This window comes from Clostridium sp. CAG:43 (genome assembly GCF_000434655.1).
GTDB lineage: Bacteria > Bacillota > Clostridia > Lachnospirales > Lachnospiraceae > Otoolea > Otoolea fessa.
The window spans coordinates 1-21,973 of sequence record NZ_FR894974.1 but is presented as its reverse complement, the minus strand read 5'-3'; the positions used below and the strand labels follow the sequence as shown (position 1 = coordinate 21,973).

The 21,973-nt window shown below is 48.2% G+C and carries 16 protein-coding genes and 1 other RNA gene; 3 read left to right on the top strand and 14 right to left on the bottom strand.

Going from position 1 to position 21,973, the window contains the following annotated elements:
• Positions 1–117 precede the first annotated feature (117 nt).
• From QVO97_RS00175 to thrS, 6 genes are all read right to left on the bottom strand, one after another.
• Positions 118–1,611, bottom strand: a complete 1,494-nt coding sequence (locus tag QVO97_RS00175; RefSeq protein WP_022358437.1) for an oxaloacetate decarboxylase subunit alpha — start codon at positions 1,609–1,611, stop codon at positions 118–120.
• A 526-nt stretch (positions 1,612–2,137) separates the two neighbouring features.
• Complete coding sequence (gene rplT / locus QVO97_RS00170) at positions 2,138–2,494, bottom strand: 50S ribosomal protein L20 (protein ID WP_022358436.1); 357 nt, start codon at positions 2,492–2,494, stop codon at positions 2,138–2,140.
• 31 nt (positions 2,495–2,525) lie between these two features.
• Positions 2,526–2,723 (bottom strand): 50S ribosomal protein L35, encoded by a 198-nt coding sequence (gene rpmI, locus QVO97_RS00165; RefSeq protein WP_022358435.1) that lies wholly within the window; start codon positions 2,721–2,723, stop codon positions 2,526–2,528.
• Positions 2,724–2,760: 37 nt separating this feature from the next.
• Complete coding sequence (infC, locus tag QVO97_RS00160) at positions 2,761–3,255, bottom strand: translation initiation factor IF-3 (protein ID WP_107000016.1); 495 nt, start codon at positions 3,253–3,255, stop codon at positions 2,761–2,763.
• 505 nt (positions 3,256–3,760) lie between these two features.
• A complete protein-coding gene (locus QVO97_RS00155; protein WP_022358433.1) occupies positions 3,761–4,075 on the bottom strand; it encodes a DUF1540 domain-containing protein in 315 nt (104 codons plus the stop codon).
• A 355-nt stretch (positions 4,076–4,430) separates the two neighbouring features.
• The gene (thrS, locus tag QVO97_RS00150) at positions 4,431–6,368 is read right to left on the bottom strand and encodes a threonine--tRNA ligase (protein ID WP_022358432.1); all 1,938 of its coding nucleotides are present in this window, start codon (positions 6,366–6,368) and stop codon (positions 4,431–4,433) included.
• A 594-nt stretch (positions 6,369–6,962) separates the two neighbouring features.
• Between thrS and ssrA the strand changes: the two genes are divergently transcribed.
• Positions 6,963–7,303, top strand: a transfer-messenger RNA (tmRNA) gene (ssrA, locus tag QVO97_RS00145).
• 74 nt (positions 7,304–7,377) lie between these two features.
• Here the strand turns inward: ssrA and QVO97_RS00140 are convergent.
• From QVO97_RS00140 to QVO97_RS00125, 4 genes are read right to left on the bottom strand one after another with little or no spacing between them, the layout of a single operon-like run.
• On the bottom strand, positions 7,378–9,924 hold the full coding sequence (locus QVO97_RS00140; RefSeq protein WP_022358431.1) for a hypothetical protein: 2,547 nt from the start codon (positions 9,922–9,924) through the stop codon (positions 7,378–7,380).
• On the bottom strand, positions 9,908–12,349 hold the full coding sequence (locus QVO97_RS00135) for an efflux RND transporter permease subunit (protein ID WP_022358430.1): 2,442 nt from the start codon (positions 12,347–12,349) through the stop codon (positions 9,908–9,910). Before QVO97_RS00135 ends, QVO97_RS00140 begins: the two co-directional genes overlap by 17 nt.
• Before the next feature lie 35 nt (positions 12,350–12,384).
• Positions 12,385–13,353: a surface protein PspA gene (locus QVO97_RS00130; RefSeq protein ID WP_022358429.1), complete on the bottom strand. Its 969-nt coding sequence runs from the start codon at positions 13,351–13,353 to the stop codon at positions 12,385–12,387.
• Between the two features lie 25 nt (positions 13,354–13,378).
• Positions 13,379–14,011 carry a cytidylate kinase-like family protein gene (locus QVO97_RS00125; protein WP_022358428.1) on the bottom strand — a complete coding sequence of 211 codons (633 nt, stop codon included), beginning with the start codon at positions 14,009–14,011 and terminating at the stop codon, positions 13,379–13,381.
• 412 nt (positions 14,012–14,423) lie between these two features.
• Here QVO97_RS00125 and QVO97_RS00120 point away from each other — a divergent pair, with 412 nt between their 5' ends.
• Both QVO97_RS00120 and mgtE read left to right on the top strand, forming a co-directional pair.
• The gene (locus tag QVO97_RS00120; RefSeq protein WP_022358427.1) at positions 14,424–15,008 is read left to right on the top strand and encodes a TetR/AcrR family transcriptional regulator; all 585 of its coding nucleotides are present in this window, start codon (positions 14,424–14,426) and stop codon (positions 15,006–15,008) included.
• 418 nt (positions 15,009–15,426) lie between these two features.
• Positions 15,427–16,878 (top strand): magnesium transporter, encoded by a 1,452-nt coding sequence (gene mgtE / locus QVO97_RS00115; RefSeq protein ID WP_022358425.1) that lies wholly within the window; start codon positions 15,427–15,429, stop codon positions 16,876–16,878.
• Here the strand turns inward: mgtE and QVO97_RS00110 are convergent.
• From QVO97_RS00110 to QVO97_RS00095, 4 genes are all read right to left on the bottom strand, one after another.
• A complete protein-coding gene (locus QVO97_RS00110) occupies positions 16,870–17,595 on the bottom strand; it encodes an acyltransferase (RefSeq protein WP_022358424.1) in 726 nt (241 codons plus the stop codon). The genes mgtE and QVO97_RS00110 overlap by 9 nt on opposite strands.
• A complete protein-coding gene (locus tag QVO97_RS00105; protein ID WP_022358423.1) occupies positions 17,558–19,810 on the bottom strand; it encodes a DNA topoisomerase in 2,253 nt (750 codons plus the stop codon). Before QVO97_RS00105 ends, QVO97_RS00110 begins: the two co-directional genes overlap by 38 nt.
• A gap of 68 nt (positions 19,811–19,878) precedes the next feature.
• Complete coding sequence (locus QVO97_RS00100) at positions 19,879–20,769, bottom strand: DMT family transporter (RefSeq protein ID WP_022358422.1); 891 nt, start codon at positions 20,767–20,769, stop codon at positions 19,879–19,881.
• A 46-nt stretch (positions 20,770–20,815) separates the two neighbouring features.
• Positions 20,816–21,865 carry an aldose epimerase family protein gene (locus QVO97_RS00095; protein WP_022358421.1) on the bottom strand — a complete coding sequence of 350 codons (1,050 nt, stop codon included), beginning with the start codon at positions 21,863–21,865 and terminating at the stop codon, positions 20,816–20,818.
• Positions 21,866–21,973 lie beyond the last annotated feature (108 nt).

Genomic DNA, 21,973 nt, shown 5'->3' with positions numbered 1-21,973 from the left:
AGCGTTTTTTTGTTTCATAGGACGTATTTCCTATGAAATAAAAAAGGAGTGCCAACCCGGTACACTCTACCGATTCTGGCACTCCTTTTGGCTCAAAATCCTTAAATTCTTTTTAGCTTAGATCTGGTAAGACTCGCTTTTTCTTCCAGCCCAGGTATTGATGCCGTTTCCATCCATCTCCTCAGTGGACACCGGTGCTTTCTTTACTTCCGGCGCAGCCGCTTTCAGGATTTCGCGTTTCTCAACCGGCGGTTTCTTTGCCGGACGGGACTCGAAGAACTCTTTTGCTACCTGTGGGAACAGTGCATAAGTCAGGACATCCTCATCCTGCTGCTTCCACTGCTTCATCTCCGCCTCAATCTTCTCAAGCTGCGGCTCGATCAGATCTGCCGGACGACAGGTGATCGGTTTTGCATCGCCGATTGCTTTCTTCTGAACTTCTTTGTCGAACGGCTTTACAGTCTGTCCGAACTCGCCCATCAGAAGTTTCTTGGATTCCTTTGTGAACATCTTGTAGCGCTCGCCCATCAGGACATTTAATACAGCCTGTGTACCAACGATCTGGGAAGACGGAGTAACTAACGGCGGCTCACCGAAGTCTTTGCGGACTCTCGGGATCTCTTTCAGTACATCGTAGTATTTATCCTCTGCGCGCGCTTCTTTCAGCTGGGAAACCAGGTTGGAAAGCATACCGCCCGGAACCTGATAACGCAGGGTATTGATGTCAACGCCCAGAACCTTGGTATTCATCAGACCACTCTTTAACGCTTCCTCACGCATCGGGCGGAAGTAATCTGCGATCTCCGCCAGTTTTTCCTGATCCAGTCCGGTATCATACGGAGTACCTTTGAAGGTCTCAACCATAACCTCGGTCGCCGGCTGGCTCGTTCCCATCGAGAATGGAGACATCGCGGTATCGATCATGTCAGCGCCCGCTTCCACTGCCTTTAAGTACGTCATGGATGCGACGCCGGAGGTGTAATGCGTATGGATATCAATCGGAAGATCAACTGCTTCTTTCAGCGCTTTCACAAGGATCTCTGCATTGTATGGGGTCAGAAGACCTGCCATATCCTTGATACACAGGGAATCAGCACCCATATCCTCGATTCTCTTTGCAATGTCTTTCCAATAATCCAGTGTATATGCATCACCCAGTGTATAGCTCAGCGCTATCTGTGCGTGTGCTTTTTCTTTGTTGGCTGCCTTTACCGCTGTCTCCAGGTTGCGGATATCATTTAAACAGTCAAAAATACGGATAATATCAATACCATTGGCAACTGATTTCTGTACGAAATATTCTACCACATCATCTGCATAGTGGTTATAACCCAGAATATTCTGTCCGCGGAACAGCATCTGAAGTTTTGTCTTCTTAAAACCATCTCTCAGCTTTCTAAGGCGCTCCCACGGATCCTCCTTCAGGAAACGAAGGCTGGCATCGAATGTCGCACCGCCCCAGCATTCTACTGCATGATATCCAACCTCATCCATCTTTCCGATGATCGGAAGCATCTGCTCCGTTGTCATTCTGGTTGCAATCAGAGACTGGTGCGCGTCACGAAGGACAGTTTCCACGATCTTAACCGGCTTTTTCTTTTCATTTGCCATTCTAAAGATACCTCCCAATACACTTTTATTATGAGTCAACTATCTGCGACCTGGCTGATTAAATAATTTACAGCCATATTTTTATCCATTATACCACAAGTTTCTCGATTTCTGGATAGTTTTTTTAATATAATTTCATAAGTAAATTCTATATCGTGGAAATGTGGGTTGTGATTTTTGCTGATGTCAGGGAGCTTTCCTCTGCGCCGCGTGGGGCGGCTGGAGGAAAAAAGTTTCTTGGTCACTTCTTTCTAGTCCGCAGTGCGGCAGCTCGAAAAAACTTCGTTTTTCCTCGCTGTCGGGCATTCGCCCTATGAAAAAAAGAAGCCACACACAGCTACTTTTGTGTAAACACAACGCCTCTGTGTGTCACGTCTTTCTAGTCCGCAGTGCAGCAGCTCGAAAAAACTTCGTTTTTCCTCGCTGTCGGGCATTCGCCCTATGAAAAAAAGAAGCCACACACAGCTGCTTTTGTGTAAACACAACGCTTCTGTGTGTGGCTTCTTTTTTTCGCACTGCTCTTTGCTTACGCAAGTTTGGACTTAGCCAGCTCTGCCAGTTTTGCGAAACCTTCTGCATCGTTGATAGCCATGTCAGAAAGGATCTTGCGGTTCATCTCAACACCAGCCTGCTTTAAGCCGTACATGAACTTGCTGTAGGACAGACCATTGATACGTGCTGCTGCGTTGATACGAGCGATCCACAGCTGTCTGAACTGTCTCTTTCTCTCTTTACGACCAGCATAGGAGCTTGTAAGAGCTCTCATTACGGACTGCTTAGCTACACGGTACTGTTTGGAACGTGCGCCTCTGTAACCCTTTGCCAGCTTTAATACTCTATTGTGTTTCTTTTTAGCGTTTAATCCGCCTTTTACTCTTGCCATCGGTTATTTCCTCCTTCTTAATCCTCGAATCTTATAAGTACGGTAAAATCTTCTTCATTACCTTGCTGTTTGTAGCATCAGTAACGATGTCTTTTCTAAGATTTCTTTTTCTCTTTGTAGATTTCTTAGTTAAGATGTGGGATTTGTAAGCTTTATTTCTTACTAACTTTCCGGTTCCGGTTGTTTTAAAACGTTTAGCAGCTGCTCTGCTTGTTTTCATTTTAGGCATGGTGTAGTCCTCCTTAATAATAGTTATGTCCTTATATCTAGCGTTTCGCAGAAAGGAACAGTACAATACTTCTTCCTTCTACTTTTGCCGGTTTATCAACGGCTGCGATATCGGCAAGCTTCTCTGCAAAATCGTCAAGGATATACTTTGTCTTTGACATATGTGCCATCTCACGACCTCTGAAACGAAGTGTAACCTTTACTTTATTGCCTTTTTCCAGGAATTTTCTCGCATTGTTCATCTTGGTATTCAGGTCATTTTCATCGATATTCGGGGAAAGACGAACTTCCTTGATCTCGATTACCTTCTGTTTCTTCTTAGCTTCTTTTTCTTTTCTTGCAAGCTCGTATCTGTATTTACCGTAATCGATAATCTTGCAGACCGGCGGCTTCGCAGTCGGAGCAATCTTTACTAAATCCAGTTCCGCTTCTTTCGCTAACTTGTAAGCATCCTTTGCGGACATGATTCCAAGCTGCTCTCCATTTTCGCCAATCAAACGAACCTCTCTGTCTCTAATCTGTTCGTTAATCATTAACTCGCTAATAGCCGTGCACCCCCATGATATGTGATGATTTTGGTTGATTCAGTGTCAAAAAAAATAAGTGAACAGTACAGACCATCCACTTACTCATAATAGGAAATCCAATATAGGAAATTTCTCAAATTTATGAACCCACAGTCACTTGCTCGTGCTGAGGTGAGGTAGATAACCTGCTTTCCTGTCTTCGTGAAGTTGTTTCCTCACAACTTTTGTTAGTATACTATGGTTTCTTTGGAATGTCAACCGGTTTTTTCGAGATTTTTGAGAAGATTTTTGAGAAGATTTACAAATGATTTTTAAATATGGTTCACGTGTTGCGCGAATGACGGCAACGTACGCAAATACATTTACGGACATACAAAAAACTACCGCCGGATATCATTACCTCTGCCCGGTTTTGCTTCCTTCCTGACAGAATCTTCCATATCCGGCGGCATTTTTTATTTCGAATATTTATGCAGGCTTTCTTCTATTTAAAAAGAAAACCGCATCAGAGTCACCGTTTCTGGAAACTCGAACATTCCGTCTGCATAGAAACCGTCGCATTGCCTCCGGTGATTCCGATGTGTTCCGCGCTGCACCGGCGGTCTGTATTATAAACACAGTTCGTTGCCTCGCACTCTACTTCGAGACGGTTCTCCGGTGTTTTAAAAAGGTTGCGGAATGTGCCGCCTTTCTTCTCGTCGAAGCTGCCGCAGCAGGTATCGCATTTATCCTGCGCCGTCTTTCCTTCTACCAGAATGGTATTTTTACAGCAGCAGTTTTCCGCATTGTGCATACATCCGGTTACACTACAATCCAGTTTTGTCATGATTTTTCCTCCTGTTTTCTGACATGCATCACCGAAAGTCTCCTCCGGCATCCAGCCATCAAACTTTTCAGCGATACGCTTTTCAATGTGTCATGGTTTTCGTTGCTGTTCACACATGTATGACCAGTAACGGGATTTTACCGATACTACGCATTCCAAATCGGCAAAATCTGCATCCGGAACTGTATCATACGGAATTTTCAGTTCAGAAAATTCCTGCCTGTGAACAGTTACTGGTTTTTAGATTCAGGAGTAGTATCTGCTTCTTTTTTGGATTTATTCGTGTAAACTAAAACAAACGCATCCATGATTTTATCTCACAGATGCGTCTGCCTGATTTTTTAATTTTTCAAAATTATTTAGCTTCGTCTGCTTTCACAGTCTCACGCAGTTTTTTCTCTTCGATCTCCTTCTGGATGGACTCGATGAAGCTCTCTACACTGCTTGCGCCCTCGTCACCCGCAAAACGGCTGCGGACGGAAACGGTCTTCTCTTCTTCCTCTTTCTGTCCAACAACCAGCATGTACGGGATCTTCTGGGTCTGTGCCTCGCGGATCTTGTAGCCGATCTTCTCGGAACGTGTATCCATCTCTGCACGGATGCCAGCCTCAGTCAGCTTGTCCAGAACTTCCTTGCTGTAATCTGCGTATTTGTCAGAGATCGGAAGAATCTTTACCTGTACCGGTGCCAGCCAGGTTGGGAATGCACCTGCGAAGTGCTCGATCAAGATACCGATGAAACGCTCGATGGAACCAAATACAACACGGTGAATCATGATCGGACGATGTTTCTCGCCGTCTGCTCCGGTGTACTCTAATTCAAATCGCTGTGGAAGCTGGAAGTCAAGCTGGATGGTACCACACTGCCAGGTTCTTCCGATAGAATCTTCCAGATGGAAGTCGATCTTCGGTCCATAGAATGCGCCATCGCCCTCGTTTACCACATACGGCAGTCCCAGCTCTTCCAGAGCGGAACGCAAGCCTTCGGTTGCCATCTCCCAATCTTCATCACTTCCCATGCTGTCTTCCGGACGGGTGGACAGCTCTACGTGATATTTGAACCCAAACAGGGAATATACCTGGTTGATCAGGTGTACAACGCCCTTGATCTCGTCCTTGATCTGCTCCGGTGTCATGAAGATATGTGCATCATCCTGTGTGAAACAGCGTACACGCATCAGACCATGAAGCTGACCAGATTTCTCATGACGATGAACGATACCAAGCTCACCCATACGCAGCGGCAGATCACGGTAGGAACGTGGCTCAGAAGCGTATACCAAAACGCCGCCCGGACAGTTCATTGGTTTAATTGCGTAATCCTCTTCATCGATCACAGTTGTATACATGTTGTTTTTGTAATGATCCCAGTGTCCGGAAGTCTCCCAGAGCTTGCGATTCAGGATGATCGGAGTGGAAATCTCTACATAACCAGCTTTTTTATGGATTTCTCTCCAGTAATCAAGCAGGGTATTTTTCAGTACCATGCCCTTCGGCAGGAAGAACGGGAAACCCGGACCTGCATCGTGCATCATGAACAGGCCAAGTTCTTTGCCCAGTTTACGATGGTCACGTTTCTTTGCCTCTTCCATCATTGTGATGTATGCTTCCAGATCCTCTTTGGTTGCAAATGCGGTCGCATAGATACGGGTCAGCATTTTGTTCTTCTCGCTGCCTCTCCAGTATGCGCCTGCCAGATTCATCAGCTTAAATGCCTTACCAACACCCTTGGTGTTCATCATGTGAGGTCCTGCACATAAGTCAGTAAAATCACCCTGACGGTAGAAGCTGATCTCTGCATCCTCCGGCAGATCCTCGATTAATTCTACCTTGTACGGCTCCTCTTTCTCCTTCATGAACTCGATCGCTTCATTTCTCGGCAGAGTAAAGCGCTCCAGTGGAAGTGCTTCTTTGATGATTTTCTTCATCTCTGCCTCGATCTTCGGCAGATCCTCTGCAGTCAGAGGAGTAGCCGGATCGACATCATAGTAGAAACCGTCTGCGATGGACGGTCCAATCGCAAGTTTTGTCTCCGGGTAAAGGCGTTTTACAGCCTGTGCCATTACATGGCTGGCGGTATGGCGCAGAGCTGCCAGACCTTTCTCATCCTTTGCAGTCAGGATATTTAACTGACAGTCATGGTCGATCACGGTACGGAGATCTTCTTCCTTACCGTCAACCTCACCCAGACATGCCACTCTCGCCAGACCTTCGCTGATGTCTTTTGCAATGTCGATGATGGACATCGGACTCGCATATTCTTTGACAGAGCCATCTTTTAATGTGATCTTCATCTTTTTTCTCCTTTTCGTTCTGAAATAATAAAAGCTTCCTGACCAGAAGAACCAAAAAAGAATGTGTCTTGGCACATTCTCGCGCCGAGCACGGTCGCTTGCGACATGTTGCTTCTTCGCGCGAGTGCGCATCCCGCGGAGCGTTTTTTGTTTCATGGGACGCAATTTCCTATAAAACAAAAAAGTCCCTTAGCCAGATGTTTCTGACTAAGGGACGATAAATCGCGGTTCCACCCTTATTGAATCGATCGTTCGGATCGATTCCACTTCATTCTGATGATAACGGAATCACCGTTCCCGATTAAGGGACATTCAAAGCTGGTATTCAGATTTGTTTTCCTGTCCGACGCTTCCACCCACAGCCACCTGCCTCTGTTATTTCAGGCTTTTCCTGCGACGCCGTTCTCTGTCCAGTTCCACAATCCTACTGGTCTTCTCAACACTTTCTTTATATAGATAAACCCGTTTCTGGTTCATCATTACAGTCTCGATTATATCAGCTGTTTCTATTTTGTCAAGATATTTTTCTCTTGAGTTTTCACTACATTGACAGACCGCCTCTTTCATGGTATGATAATAAGGATCTAAATATAAGGGCCAGTACCGGTTTCGACAGGGATCATGAAGCTGGTGAAGCTATCCGCATGCGATGCGTTAAATGGCAAACTTAAAATTAAACGCTAACAACAAATTAGCATACGCTGCCTAATTTGGCAGTTGTCAGCCTTAGAGCACTCACACTTTAAGAATCTGGCATCGAATATGTGAGAAACGATGACAGGCGGGTTCCGGACTGTCAGGCGTATCAGGAACTACTGAAGTTCTGAGGATGTTCGTTTCCGCAGGATAGAGGGAATGTCAAAGAACGGACTATGATAGTAGAAGAACAGGGAATTGGTTTTTGGACACGGGTTCAACTCCCGTCTGGTCCACTAAAAAGAACTGCCGCCCAGCAAATCATTTGCTGATGCGGCAGTTCTTTTTCTTATCTATTTTTATTCTGCATCTTTTACCGATTCTGGAATATCTCAATAATCGCCTTCACGATCGCCACCAGCACATTCCACATCCGTTTTAACGGACCTTCTTCACTGCTGCCGTCTGCCTCCTGATCGGAGATATCGGTTGATTCATCATCATCGCTGATCTCATCGGTCCGCAGGACGATCTGCACGCTGTTCGGGGACGGATTTTTCGAGGAGGTAAAGGAAATCTTCTCCGCCTCCGGATCTATGTTCAGGAAGTTGTTCTCATCCTCAAACTTATCGATCTGCTCATCGAGCGTACTCTTCATGTCTTCCCCCGCTTCCCGAACCGCCGCAAGCTGATCGATCATAGTCAGGTTCTTATCAAGAATCTTCTCCATGCCCTGCAGCGTTGCCTTGGTTCCGGCATCCAGCGAATCACCTGCCGAAATCAGCGTGTCATTCAAAAGACTGAGCATATCATGTGTGGTATAAAGCGCCCTGGTCAGCCGGTTCATCAGTTCTTCCGAATCAGACAGGGAATCCAGCATCGTCGGCACATATTTATCCGTTGTGTCAATCAGGACCCGCATATCATCCAGCAAATTAATCAGTTCATCGGTCGAACTTCTGAGCGCCGATAAAGTCGAACCCGTCTTGCCAGTAATATCTCCCGCCGTCTTGAACGCACCATTCACTTTATTCACAATCGTTTTCGCAGTTTTCTGCGCCTGCTCCACTTTCTGGAAAATGCCCTTCGTCTCTTCCACCAGACTTGCAGCATCCGCAGAATAAGTAGTCGCTGACAGAGACTCCAGCGCCTCCTCTACATCATCTTCTGCATTGCCAATCTCATCTTCCCAGCTCGCATCATTGACACCGCCACTTCCCGGCTCGCCGGACGGTCCGGCTGTCAGGGCTCCCGCAGAAACCTCGGTTCCAAATGCATTCACCTCTGCATCCTTGTCTTCCGTCTTTGTCGCTGATTCAGCCGCTTTTTCCGCCTGGTTACCAGCTGCACCAGACGCTGAACCTGCGCCCGCTGCTTCCTGTTCAGCCGAATCTTTGCTTTCTGTTCCTGCTGAGCCAGAGGCCGAAGCGCCTGCTGCCATTTCCGCGTCATCCGTGGTATTTGCAGAACCCGTAGTTTTTGCATGATCGGCGTCACCTGCAGAATCCGTGATATCTGCGCTGCCAGCCGCCCCCGCTGTCTGACCATTTCCGTCTCCAGATGCCGCCTCCGACGATACAGATGCCTCTTCCTTCTCCGCACTCTTCATCTTGCGGATCCGTTTCAGCTTCATGCCGTCTAACGTGGCTAAACTCTGATTCAGGCTTCCAATCCCCTGTTCTGTCACCGCCAGGGAGGTATTTCCCTGTCCCAGAAGTTTATCGAGTTCTTCCAAAATTTTCTGGACTTCCGCCGTCCGCTGGACAATATCTTTCTCGATCGCATCCTGCGTCTGCTGGCTGACAAGACCCTTATTTAATTCATCCGAAGCCGACCGGAGCGATTTGCTCAGACTTCCCAGGCGGTCATACAGGCGATCCAGTTCATCCTGCATATCTTCCATCGTATTGGAAAGCGCCTGTGTGTTGCTGTTAATATCCGTCACCGCATCGCGCGCCGTCTGTAAATACGGAATCATGACCGTCGTCTGATCCGTGACCGCCTGCAGATCGGCAAGCGCCTGTGTCGAGAGCGCCTCGATCTGTTTCCGGTTCGCACTGACGGTTCCACGCGCCTGATCGAGATTTGCCAGACCGCCCTTCACGCCGGAAACATCCGACTTCATGGATTCCATCGTCTTTAACAGCGCATTCATGCTGTCATACATCTTGTTTCCATCCTCGCGCCAGGTATCTTTCGCCTCTTTCAGATCCTTGATGCGGTTCAGCTCATCCAGAGTCCCCGGAACCATCATCATAATGACTCCGATATTCTCATAATTATCCGTGCCGACCCGGACTGTAAAATCGCCGTCCTCGCCCGGAAGCGCCGCAAACATTGCCGCCTGATAGCTTCCAACCGACTGCACCTGCGCGCCCGGCGCATCGACACTATAGCATTTCTCCATATCAACCGGCACAAGCACGGTCAACACCATATTATTTTTGTAATACGCCTTCGCCTTCTCATTCGGGGTCGCCTTTACATTGACCTCAACCAGACCAGACGCCCCCGCCAGTTTGGATGCATCCGCCTCCACTCCATTAAGTTTATAGGAAACGTCAAACGTCCACGGCAGATCGACGCTGTTTTTCGGCATCGTACACTGATAATAAAAACGCGAATTCTTCTCCGGCAGTTTCCATGTGACGGTTCCATCGCCAATTTCCGGCGCCGTGTCGTCCGTCATGTTGACCACCTTGTCATAGGTACCATAATCGGTATATTCGGTCAGTCCATTCGTGGTACAGCCTTTGACCACATTGATCTGCGTTGCCGTTCCATAATAGTCCAGATTGACATACATCGTTTCATCTACCTGAACTCTTGGTGCAGCCGCCCGGACAGGAACTGCCGCACTCGTTACCAGCGTAACCGCTGCCAGCGTCGCCGCCGCTCCTCTTCTAATGATCTTCTTCATGGCTTCCAGCCTCCCTTTTTTCTGTCATCTTCCGTTTCCGGTCTTTTCTTCGTTCTCTCACTTTTCCGAGTAGCCGGAGCTTTCTTCTGTGTTTCTCCCGCGCCTCCGCATCGGAATCTGTTTTCTCTTGAGAACCGCCCGTCTCTGTCATTTCTGTATCTTCCAGCGCTTTCGTTTCAGCTTCGAATTGTTTTCTTTTCGACGTAACTGAATCCACCAGAGGCTTTTTCCCTTTCCACACGGCACCAGCCACGCGTCTTGCCGCCCGTTTCATACGGGCATGGCGGCGTTCGCGCCGTTTTTTGAAAAACAGATGAATCCTCTCAAATTCGTTCTGCATCAGGATATGATCAAACAATACCAGAAATGCCGGCATCAGGGAGCAGACAAAAAGCATACTAATCAGAGCCCCCCGTCCAATCAAATGTCCCAGATCGCCGATCGCCGCGACACTCGATACCTTGTATACAATATATCCGGCACAGGTCAGGATCGAACCGGATGTCAGAATCGCCGGAATACCAAGATTCAGCGCCCCGATCGCCGCTTCCTTTTTATCCATCGTCTTGCGGCATTCCAGATAATTGTTCGTCGTCAGAATCGCATAATCGACGGTCGCACCCAGCTGGATACAGCTCACGATAATGTAGCCAATGAAAATCATCGTGTCTCCGACGATGTACGGTACCGCCATATTGACGAAAATCGCGACCTCAATCGGAATCATGATAAGGAGCGGAATAATCAGTGATTTAAAACTCCACATGACAACCACAAATACGCCGATCAGCGACATCACATTGACACGGCTGTAATCCTTCGTGATCGTCGTCTGGATGTCCTGTGTGGACGGTGTTGTGCCGACCAGATACGAATTTTCCGGATAATATTTCTTCATGATCGCCTGGATCTCATCCGAGCACTGGTACGCCAACTTGCTCTCGCCCTTACTCTTAACGTAAATAAGGATTCTCGCATAATCTTTTTTATGTAACTGGCTTGTGATGCTGTACGGAAGGAAATCTTCCGGTACGCCCTCCGGGAGCTGCCCGGACAAGGACGTTACACTCTTCATGTACGGCAGGTCTTCCAGCTCATCCGTGAACTGTTTTTCCTTGATAAAAGAAGTATCCGGCACGATTGCCATCATCATATTGCTTCGTCCGAATTTCGCTGTGATCAGCTCATCATCCTCATATACCGTCGTTCCCTCGCTGGCGCCGACCGCGTCATTTCCGTAGAGGAAATCGTTCATGCTCTGCGCCGTGTATGCCGGGATCACCAGCACCGCAATCAGAATCAGCACGATGCGGCGGCTGTTGTAGATACCGTGGCTGAGCTTATCAAACGACGGCAGGAACGAACGATGGGATGTTTTCTCAATCATCGGCGTCATACGCAGAATCATCGCCGGCATAAAAAACACCACTGTCAGAAGACTCAGGACAATACCTTTTGCCAGCACGAGTCCCATATCAAATCCGATATTAAACTTCATAAAACACAGAACGATAAATCCGACGATCGTCGTCAGGCTGCTGGCGAAAATGGAGTTTAATGCCTCATTGATCGCGTTGCTTAACGCGGTCATCTGATCCAGTCCCTTTGCCTTTTCCCTCGCAAACGCGTGGCTTAAGAAAATCGAATAATCCATCGAGCAGGCGAGCTGCAGGACCGCCGACACACTGTTCGTCAAAAAGGATATCCGCCCGATAAACAGGTTCGTTCCTTTGTTCAGGACGATCGCCACGCCCATGACCGTCAGATACAGCACTGGTTCAAACCAGGAGTTCGTCGTCACGGTCAGAATCAGGAAAATAACCACGACCGCCAGCGTCATAATCAGCTTCATCTCGCTCGAAACATTTTCCTGCAGCGATTTATTCTGAACCGCCATGCCGACGTAATGTCCCTTGTCTCCGAGAATGTCCTTGATCTCATCGATCGTCTGGGACGTCCTCTTATCCGTGTCGCCGTTTACAAAAACAATATCCATAACCGCCGTATTATCCTTGTAATACTCATCAACACTATTAAAGTTGATAAATGCGTCCGCCGCGTATACGCTGGTCGATGTATCGAGCCACATAACCTGATCGACTCCGTCCAACGCCTCTATTTTATCCTTGTAGGCTTTCGCCTCATAAAGCGAAACATCATCAATCATGATGCGCCCCGTGCCGGGGTAGCCGAATTTCTCTTCCATCAGGTCCAGTCCCTGTTTGGACTGGACGGTCGACGGCAGGTATTCCGTCAGATCATAGTTGATCTCGACAAACGGCGCCATGAGCGCTGATATCAGCACCAGAACCAGAAAGACAATCTCGATCGCCCTGCTCCGCTCAATGATAAATTTCGGCAGGGAGAAGGCTTCTTCTTCCGTCTGTTTTTCTTCTTTGCGTTTATGTAAAAATTTCAGTTTCATGCCTGCTTGCTCCTGTCATACAATGATTGCGCTCCTTACCGCATCAAAATAATCATATAATAATGCTTATCGCCGACCTGCTGATGTGCAACACCCATTTCCTTATAATAAATCACCCGGTCCACGCGCTTTTTCTCATCGCTGTCGTGATTACGCAGAAGCTTTTCTTCTGCCTGCGTCACATCGTCACAGTTGATGAGGTAAATCTCCGTATGACGTCTCGCAGTGCTTTCCCCGATGGATTTAAGGTAATCATCAAGTGTGCCTTCATCCGGGATCCGGCTGCTTCCATAGCCCTTACTGCGTGCCATCGCCAGACGGTGTTCGGCGATCTGCTGTAATTTTCCATTTAAAATAAAGCTGGCATCTTTATCGTAATCTTTTTTGTCATCGTCATAGTAATCTTCTTCCTCATCCCCGTCAAACGCGTCCGCCTTCAGCTCATTTAAGCTGTCCGCCATCGCCTGGGTATCTGCATCCAGAAATGCCAGCGTGTACGCGCCGCCGCCCGTGTTTTTCTTCTTTTTGGCGTTCGCCAGGCTGCCGTCCGCGTTGATCGTATACTGCGTCTCATCCTTTGTGAAGGTCGTTCCCTCCATCGCGCCGCTGTCTTTCAGGAAATAGTATTTTCCGTCGATATTCTGCCAGCCGGTCGCCATCGCGCCGTCCCCTTGCAGATAATACCAGGTTCCATTTTCCTGCTCCCAGCCCGTTTTCATCAAACCATCTGCTCCGAGCAGGTACCATTTTCCGCCCATCTGCTGCCAGCCCGTCAGGTAAGAACCGTCCATTCCCACCAGATAATAACCATTCTCCACCGGCTGCCAGACACCCGCATCATCCGCAAGCACTGTCTGGGCGGCAGACGCTGAGAAAAGGAGACTTACTCCTGCGATTCCTGCCAGCCGTACTATCTTATGTCCCAGAACCGCTTTCAGCGCCCTTTTTAACCCCGGCGCCGTCCGCTTTTCTTCCTTCTTCATCCACAAATTTCTGTCCTTCATACGCTGTCCTCACTCTTCTTTATGCTTATTGATCGGATCCATCTGTTTCCAGTTCCACTCCCCGTGCCGTTAAAAGTGCCCGGAGCATCGCCGCCAGCTCCTTTTCCGAGATCCGGCTGCTGTCAATCAGCATATCATAACTTGCTTTATCCGCCCATGTCTTTTTTGCATAAAAATTATAATAATTTTTCCGTATTTTATCCGCTTGTTTGATCAGGTATTCAGCTTCTTTTTCATCTGTCTCGTAACGCCGCATAATCTCCTTCACGCGCGCCTCCATCGGGGCATATATAAATAGAGAAATAAGCCCTTCTGTCTCCTCCAGGATCTTGTCAGCGCAGCGTCCCACGATGATGCATGAACCTTTCTTCGCATACTCCCGGATCAACTGGGACTGTACGACAAACAAGGTATCATTCATCGGCTTTCCATAACCGGTAAACGGATTGCACTTGGCCGGAACCTTAAAAAGAAAACGGTTCGCCTTCATCTCGTCCGCCTCTTCCAGTTCTTCCATCTTAAATCCGCCGCACACCGCTGCTTCCTCTATCAGATGGCGGTCATAACAGGGAATTCCCAGTTCCTTTGCCAGAGACTGCCCCAGATTATGACCGCCGCTTCCAAACTCTCTTCCGATTGTAATGACAAAATTTTTCATACCAGATTCCACCTTCGTATCTATTTCCTTTTGCTTTCGCATATGCTGCAGGTTCTCATAGCCGTTCCTTTCCCGATTGTCAGCCACTCCTGCCGTCTGTGAAACGTTCCATACAAAAGACTTCTTCGCAGTGAACAGTTACATCTAAAATAGAGCATATACAACTCATGTCTGTTTAATTGACATTTGTTCATTTTTGAACTATAATGCATTATACTAAGTTGTTCGAATGAATACAATAATCATTTTTACGTCAGTTGTATTTTAATCAACATTTTATCACATTATGTTCGTTTTTTTTGTATCTGGTGTGCCCATTTTTACTTATTTTTAACACTCCCTTCATCCACAGCCTCCGATACACAGTCATACGGCGTTTCCCTGTCTGGAAACGTTCAGAAAGGAAGTCACTATGAAAGAAGAAATACTCGACCGGCGTGTACGAAAGACGAGACGCCAGTTAAAAGAATGCTTAACCCGCCTCCTCAAAGAAAAAAAAATTCAGGATATCACGGTGCGCGAACTCGCCGAGATGGCTGACATCAACCGCGGCACCTTTTATCTTCATTATAAAGATGTCTTTGACCTGATGGATCAGATCAAAAATGAACTGGTCGAGGAGGTTGAGTCTGTCCTGACGCACCATCCCGTTCCCGAACTGGTAGCGCGCCCTTCCCTCGCACTCTCAGAACTATTTCCTCTTGTACAGGAAAATGCAGAGATTGTTTCTATTCTAATAGGAGAAAACGGTGATCTGAATTTTGTCAACCGCCTGAAACGCATTGTCAGCGAAAAATGTTTAAAAGGCTGGCTGGATCTCAAATGTTTCAGCGATCCGGATACGCTCGCGGCATTTTCCGCCTTTATCGTTTCCGGCTGTGTCGGTACCGTTCAGTACTGGATCGAAAGCGGCATGAAGGAATCCACAGAACAGATGGCAATCTTGACAGAGGACTTTATCTTAAAAGGCATCCGGGTGCTGGAAAATCCGGCTTGACTTTCACGAAATTCCGTGCTTTAATAAAACTGCAATTTTTAAAAATTCAGAAAGGAGAACCACATGGACAGTTGTGACAGCAACGGGCGAAGTCGTCGCGATGGGCAAAATCAAACTATGAATTCCAACCATGCGTACCAGACTGTTGGTCTGCCGCAGGGTCTTTTTGAGTGTGAATCGGGCTGTCTGGCAGCACATTTCCGCCTGCTTTAACAGGCTGGTGATTCAGTGCTGAACGTTTCCCGGCACGATTGGTTTTCATATATATTTGTCCATCGCCCTGGCGCGGGTTTGAAACTGCCATCTGCGGCATTTCATCCCGTTCCCGACTGGCGGTGGATTTTTTTATCCCCGCACTGCTCGCCCTGTACGTCCCAAACGGCATTAAATAGAACGACAGAAAGCGAGGGAACCAAATATGAATCAGACTCCAGAAATGGACGAAAAGAAAACAAGCTCCCCGGAAACGGCTCCGATCGCCGCAACCGCAGAGCATAATGCTAATTTTGAAGAAAATATCCGCGCGATCATCCGCAGCGGAAAACCGGCAAGCGTGATCCGGGATGACCTCGACAATTACCATGCAAACGATATTGCCGAGGTTCTGGAAACACTGGACACTGCGACCCGGAAACGCCTCTACAATATTCTCTCTCTGGAAATGACGGCAGAGATTTTCACCTATCTCGATGAACCGGCGCCTTATCTGCATGAGCTGGGACTTGACCGGGCGGCAGCCGTTCTGGCAGAGATGGATGCCGATGAGGCGGTCGATATCCTCGAAAATTTAGATTCGGAGGAAAAAGAAGCCCTGATCGCGCGCATGGATCAGGAATCTAAGGATGATATCCACCTGATCTTTTCCTACGATGAGGAACAGATCGGTAGCCGGATGACGACCAACTACATCGTCATTCCCAATAACTGTACGATCAAGCAGGCAATGCGCCATCTGATCTCCCAGGCGGAGGACAACGACAACATCGACACCATCTACGTCGAAGACGAAAATGGACGCTATTTCGGTGCGATCGAGCTGAAAGATTTAATCACTGCCCGTGAGTACATGAAGCTGGAGGACATTATCAGTACCTCCTATCCGTATGTGTACGCGGATGAGAAATCTTCGGATTGTATGGAAGAGCTGATCGATTACAGCGAGGATTCTATCCCAGTACTCGATCGGAACCATAGGATCATCGGTGCCATCACTTACGAGGACATCGCCGAGGCGATCGACGACGAGATGGGTGATGACTACGCAAAGCTGGCAGGTCTTACTTCGGAAGAGGATCTGCACGAACCACTGTTGCAGAGTTTGAAAAAACGTCTCCCGTGGCTGGTGCTGCTGCTCTTCCTCGGCATGGGCGTTTCCTCGGTAGTCGGTATTTTCGAACCGATCGTTGACCGTATCGCCCTTCTTATCTGCTTCCAGTCGATGATCCTCGACATGGCAGGCAATGTCGGCACCCAGTCTCTGGCTGTCACCATCCGTGTCCTGATGGATGAGGACATCTCCGCGATGCAGAAGCTGGGATTTGTATTCAAGGAAATGCGAATCGGATTTTTAAATGGACTGCTGCTCGGTTCGGCTTCATTCGTCGTGATCGGCATTTTTGTCCATATTATGAAGCAGAAGAGTCTTTTCTTCTCTTTTGCACTTTCCGGCTGTGTCGGCATCTCTCTTCTGACCGCGATGGTGATCTCCAGCCTGGTCGGCGTACTGGTGCCGATGCTGTTTCACAAGCTGAAGGTTGACCCGGCAGTTGCGTCTGGTCCGCTTATCACGACGGTGAATGATCTGGTAGCGGTTGTGACTTATTATGGACTGGCGGAGATTTTGCTGGTGGATGTGTTTCATTTAGTGTAGAGAACCGGTGAAAATAGGTATTTGTGATTCGGACGCAAAACAGGACTCTTCCTTTTTAGCAACTTCTCCCTGCTTCTTATAGATAGAGTTTGCATCTACCCCGCCGCGCACGCTGGAAAGCGGATAGATGTTGGTACCGCGTCCGATGATGCTGCCCGGGTTTAGGATAGAGCCGCAGCCTACTTCTACGTTGTCACCGAGCATGGCGCCGATTTTTTTGCGTCCGGTTTTGATCTTGCCGTCTTCGGCGTGGATTTCCACCAGAAGTTTATCGGATTTTACGTTGGAGGTGATGGAACCGGCACCCATGTGGGATTTATAGCCTAAGATAGAGTCTCCGACGTAATTATAATGCGGTACCTGTACTTTATCGAACAGGATGACGTTTTTAAGCTCGGTAGAGTTTCCGACTACTGCACCTTCTCCGATCAGGGCGCTGCCGCGGATGAATGCACAGTGGCGCACCTCGGCGTCTTTGCCGACGATGACCGGTCCGTGCAGATAAGCGCTGTCAAATACCTTCGCTGTCTTGTGAACCCAGATGTTTTCACCACGTTTCTCATATTCTTCCGGATCCAAACTATTTCCCAATTCGATGATAAAATCACTGAGATCTGCCAGCGCCTCCCACGGGTAGGTAAACTGTTTCAGATAATCTGAAGCCAGCGTATGGGTTAAATCATATAATTCTGTGATTTTCATTTCTTCTTTTTTCATGATCATTGCCTTTCTTGAAATTCAATTTCTTCTCTTTCCCTGCATTCTGGTAGAACACAGCAACCGCATCAAATGCCGGCCGCAGCCCATATGTATTTCCCATATGAACCGCATTGTAGGTGCGTCCGATAACGAAGCGCTCTAATTTCTGCATATATTCATCCGGTGTGATGCTTCCCTCTGCCACATAGGTCAGACCTTTTTCCCAGCTTGCCGTCAGCTCTGGGTTGAGAAGCTGCTTCATGGAGGTGTGTACGACCTCATAAATCAGTTCTCCCAGATAGGTCGGCGTGATGACCTGCGTTTTTTCGTTGAGCGCCATGTATTTGATGTTGAACAACTTTTTCAGGATCTCCGCGCGGGTTGCACTCGTTCCGATGCCGCTGCCCTTGATCTGGGCGCGCAGCTCTTCGTCTTCGATAAGCTGACCGGCATTTTCCATCGCCAGAATCATCGAACCGGAGGAATAACGCTTCGGCGGAGATGTCTCGCCCTCTTTGATCTGCAAATCATCCAGTGACACTTTCATCCCCTTTTTGAGCTGTTCCAGCATCTGGATAAACTCTGGGTGGGACGCGTCAATTACCTTTGGCTGGCTGCTGTCTGTTCCATCTGCTTCTCTTGCCGGATTTTCCGCATCATTTCCATCTATACCTGGTTCAAGGCGGTTCGTTCTGCCGACACTTTCCCCGGCAGTGTCCTTTTTCTTTTTCGGAATTTCCGCCACTTTGAGATATCCCGCTTCTTTCAATACCTTGAAACCGGCAAAGAAATGTTCACTTTTTACCTCAATCTCAACCGCATATTTCTGGTAAACCGCCGCCGGATAAAAGATGCTTAAGAAACGGCGCACAATCACCTGGTAAATTTTGCGGTTCAACTCCGGGAGACTTCGCAGCGCGCCGAGTCCCTGTCCGGTCGGTATGATTGCGTAGTGATCGGTAATCTGCTTATCATTGACATAACGCGTTTTTGCTATGTTCTTCCACAGCCCTGCCTGCATCGCCTCCGATGCAAATGCCGCCAGCGGCTCATATTGCGTCAGACCGCCGATATTTTTGCTGATCTCCTTCGCCACCGCCGTTGAAAGCACACGCGCGTCCGTTCGCGGATAGGTAACCAGCTTTCGCTCGTACAGCTCCTGCACCACTTTCAGGGTCTGATCCGGGCTGATTTTAAACATTTTAGAACAATCATTCTGGAGCTCCGCCAGGTTATAGAGAAGAGGTGGATTTTTGGTTTCCTTTTTCTTTTCCACTTTTAAAATGGTTCCCTGCGAAGTATTATATACGCCCATTAAACCCGCGTCCGCTTTTTCTGCGTCGCTGACTTCTGACTGCATGACTCCCGAATTTTCGCTTCCATTCTCGCGTTCCCACAGACATGCAATCAGCGCCTCCGCGTCCTTTCGCTCCTTAAAACCATTTTCCTTATACAGACACGGCGTTCCATAGTAACGGCTTCCTTCCACCGCCCGCCATTCGCCGTCAATCGAGATACCTGCCGGTCCAAATGTACCGATCACGCGGTAAAATGGCGTTTTGACAAATTCCCGTATTTCCCGCTCCCGACGGACTACCATGCCGAGGACACAGGTCATGACGCGTCCGACTGAGATCACGGTCCGGTCAGAACTTCGCATATAGTTAGAAACAGATGGTCCATATTTCAACGTCAGTGCACGGGAAAAGTTAATTCCCATCAGATAATCTTCTTTTGCCCGCAGATATGCCGAATCCGCCAGATGATCGTATTCGGACAGATCCTTCGCTTCGCGGATGCCGCGTAGAATCTCTTCCTCCGTCTGTGAATCGATCCAGACGCGCTTCTGTTTCTTGCCCTGCACGCCAGCCATCTGCGCGACGAGGCGGTAGATATATTCTCCCTCCCGTCCCGAGTCGGTACAGACGTAGATTGTATCTACATCCGCCCGGTTTAAGAGACCGCTCACGATTCCAAACTGTTTCTTCACGCTATCGATAACCTGATATTTCCATTCTTTCGGGAGAAATGGAAGTGTCTCCAGACTCCAGCGCTTATATTTCATATCATATACTTCCGGATAGCTCATCGTGACCAGATGTCCAACACACCAGGTCACAACCGCATTTTCCGACTCAATATAGCCATCCACCGATCGTCCATTTACCTTGAGTGCATTTGCGAACTCACGCGCCACGCTCGGTTTCTCGGCTATAAATAACGATTTTGCCACGTTGTTCTGCTCCTATCTTACTAATTTCGTCACTGTTCACGCATACGTGCCCAGTAACCTAATTTCCTCTAATTGCTTTTCCGCTTCGGCGTCCACTCCGCCAGAATCGCCGCCGCAAACATCAGCGCACAGCCAATTAGCATCCGCACCGTCAGCTCCTCATGCAGCAGCCAGACAGAGAACAGGAGTCCAAACACCGATTCAAACGACAGTAGAATCGAGGATGTGCTGGCGCTCAGATATTTCTGCCCCACTGTCTGAAGCAGAAAACAGAGCATGCTGGATGCGAGTCCCAGATACAGCATCGAAACTGCTACTCCCGGCAGTGTAAATACTTCCGGATGGAACGCTCCTTCCGTGAGAAGCCCCAGCACCCACGAACACGCCGCCGCTGTTCCCATCTGCATGACCGTCAGGCGAATCGGAGTGCAGTATGCCGTGAAGCGATCCAGAAAAATCATATGAACCGCAAAGCAGATGCCGCACACCAGCGTCAGGAAATCACCAAAATTGACCGACAGATCGCCTTTCAGCGATAAAAGCGCCAATCCCACAACAGCAAATCCCGCTGCGATCAGGTTATTTGCCTTCGGGCGCACATGATTAACCGCCCATGCCAGAAACGGCACGATCACCACATATAACGTCGTAATAAACGCATTTTTACTCGCGGTCGTGTATTTCAGCCCATACGTCTGAAAATAATAACTGATAAATAGAAACAATCCCGCCAGTGCGCCGCATTTAAACTCCTGCATCGACATTCCCCGGATCTGTTTCCAGAAAAGAGCCGCCATCCCAAGCGCCGCGATCGTAAACCGGTACGCCAAAAGGTATGTAGGTGTGATCGCCTCCATCGAATTTTTCATCACAACGAACGCGCTGCCCCAGATAATTGTTACAAATAAAAGGCTGGCAGATGCCAGCACTTTTACTCCCTTGTTGTTTGTCTCACTCATGTCAATCTCTATCCTGTGTCAAAATAATCACAAATCAAATACAAATTTAAACCGTCATAAATTTGTAACTGGTCGTTGTATCGTATTTCTCGCCCTTTTTCACGATCGGGGATGCAAATCCAGGCATGTTGACTGCGTTCGGATAATACTGAGTCTCAAAGCAATATCCCTGGCGTCTCGCATACTTCACGCCGCCCTTACCCGGAACCTGTCCGTCCAGGAAATTGCCCGTGTAGAACTGAACTCCCGGCAGATCGGTGTATACCTCCATCTTGCGCCCGCTCTCCTCGTCGATCGCAGCCGCCGCCAGACTGAATACGCCTGACTCATGGTTGAGAATCCAGTTATGATCGTAACCGCCGCCCAGTTTTAACTGATCGTAATCCGCTTCTATATCACGTCCGATCGGCTTGAAATCTGAGAAATCCATCGGAGTCCCCATTACCTTGCGGATCTCACCGGTCGGGATCAGCACCTTGTCTACCGCCGTGATCGCATCACTGTCAATGTAAACCATCTGTGAAAGCGCCGGACCACTCTCATGGCCTGCCAGATTGAAATACGCATGGTTTGTCATATTAAAAATGGTATCCTGATCGCAGGTCCCCTCGTAATGAATCTTTACTTCATTTTCATCTGTCAGCGTGTAGGTCACACGGATCGAGGCATTTCCCGGATATCCCTGATCGCCGTCTAGGCTTTCCAGTGTAAACGAAACCTGATTAACGCCCGTCTCATATTCTGCCGCCCAGATACGGTTCCGGTAAAAATCCATGCCGCTGTGCAGGTTGTTCGGGCCATCATTCGCCGTCAATTCGTATTTTTTATCATTTAACGTAAACACCGCGCCGCCAATCCGGTTTGCATTTCGTCCAACAGCCTCGCCCAGATGCCCATCGCTTACCAGGCAGTCTGCTACTGTTTCATGTCCCAGCAGGACATCCGCCATCTCTCCGTTCCGATCCGGCACCAGCATCATGGACCAGATTGCACCCAGATCTAAAAAGGATGCAGAAACTCCATTCTGATTCGTCAATGTATAACGGCTGACCTCTCTGCCATCTTCCATTGTTCCAAAGATTGTCTTCTCAACCATGCCAAATCCCCCTTAATTTTTAGAATCCGAAAAATATTTTTCGCATTTTTTATGCTTACTTATGTCAGAATAAATCTATTTAACTTTTCAAGTCGAACGTCCGTGAGA

Bases quoted from the DNA above. Each gene is read 5' to 3' on its own strand.
- QVO97_RS00175 (WP_022358437.1), bottom strand. From the start codon at position 1,611: ATGGCAAATGAAAAGAAAAAGCCGGTTAAGATCGTGGAAACTGTCCTT.
- rplT (WP_022358436.1), bottom strand. From the start codon at position 2,494: ATGGCAAGAGTAAAAGGCGGATTAAACGCTAAAAAGAAACACAATAGA.
- QVO97_RS00155 (WP_022358433.1), bottom strand. From the start codon at position 4,075: ATGACAAAACTGGATTGTAGTGTAACCGGATGTATGCACAATGCGGAA.
- QVO97_RS00140 (WP_022358431.1), bottom strand. From the start codon at position 9,924: ATGAAGAAGATCATTAGAAGAGGAGCGGCGGCGACGCTGGCAGCGGTT.
- QVO97_RS00130 (WP_022358429.1), bottom strand. From the start codon at position 13,353: ATGAAGGACAGAAATTTGTGGATGAAGAAGGAAGAAAAGCGGACGGCG.
- QVO97_RS00120 (WP_022358427.1), top strand. From the start codon at position 14,424: ATGAAAGAAGAAATACTCGACCGGCGTGTACGAAAGACGAGACGCCAG.
- mgtE (WP_022358425.1), top strand. From the start codon at position 15,427: ATGAATCAGACTCCAGAAATGGACGAAAAGAAAACAAGCTCCCCGGAA.
- thrS (WP_022358432.1), bottom strand. From the start codon at position 6,368: ATGAAGATCACATTAAAAGATGGCTCTGTCAAAGAATATGCGAGTCCG.
- QVO97_RS00095 (WP_022358421.1), bottom strand. From the start codon at position 21,865: ATGGTTGAGAAGACAATCTTTGGAACAATGGAAGATGGCAGAGAGGTC.
- QVO97_RS00110 (WP_022358424.1), bottom strand. From the start codon at position 17,595: ATGAAAAAAGAAGAAATGAAAATCACAGAATTATATGATTTAACCCAT.
- QVO97_RS00125 (WP_022358428.1), bottom strand. From the start codon at position 14,011: ATGAAAAATTTTGTCATTACAATCGGAAGAGAGTTTGGAAGCGGCGGT.
- infC (WP_107000016.1), bottom strand. From the start codon at position 3,255: ATGATTAACGAACAGATTAGAGACAGAGAGGTTCGTTTGATTGGCGAA.
- QVO97_RS00135 (WP_022358430.1), bottom strand. From the start codon at position 12,349: ATGAAACTGAAATTTTTACATAAACGCAAAGAAGAAAAACAGACGGAA.
- QVO97_RS00100 (WP_022358422.1), bottom strand. From the start codon at position 20,769: ATGAGTGAGACAAACAACAAGGGAGTAAAAGTGCTGGCATCTGCCAGC.
- rpmI (WP_022358435.1), bottom strand. From the start codon at position 2,723: ATGCCTAAAATGAAAACAAGCAGAGCAGCTGCTAAACGTTTTAAAACA.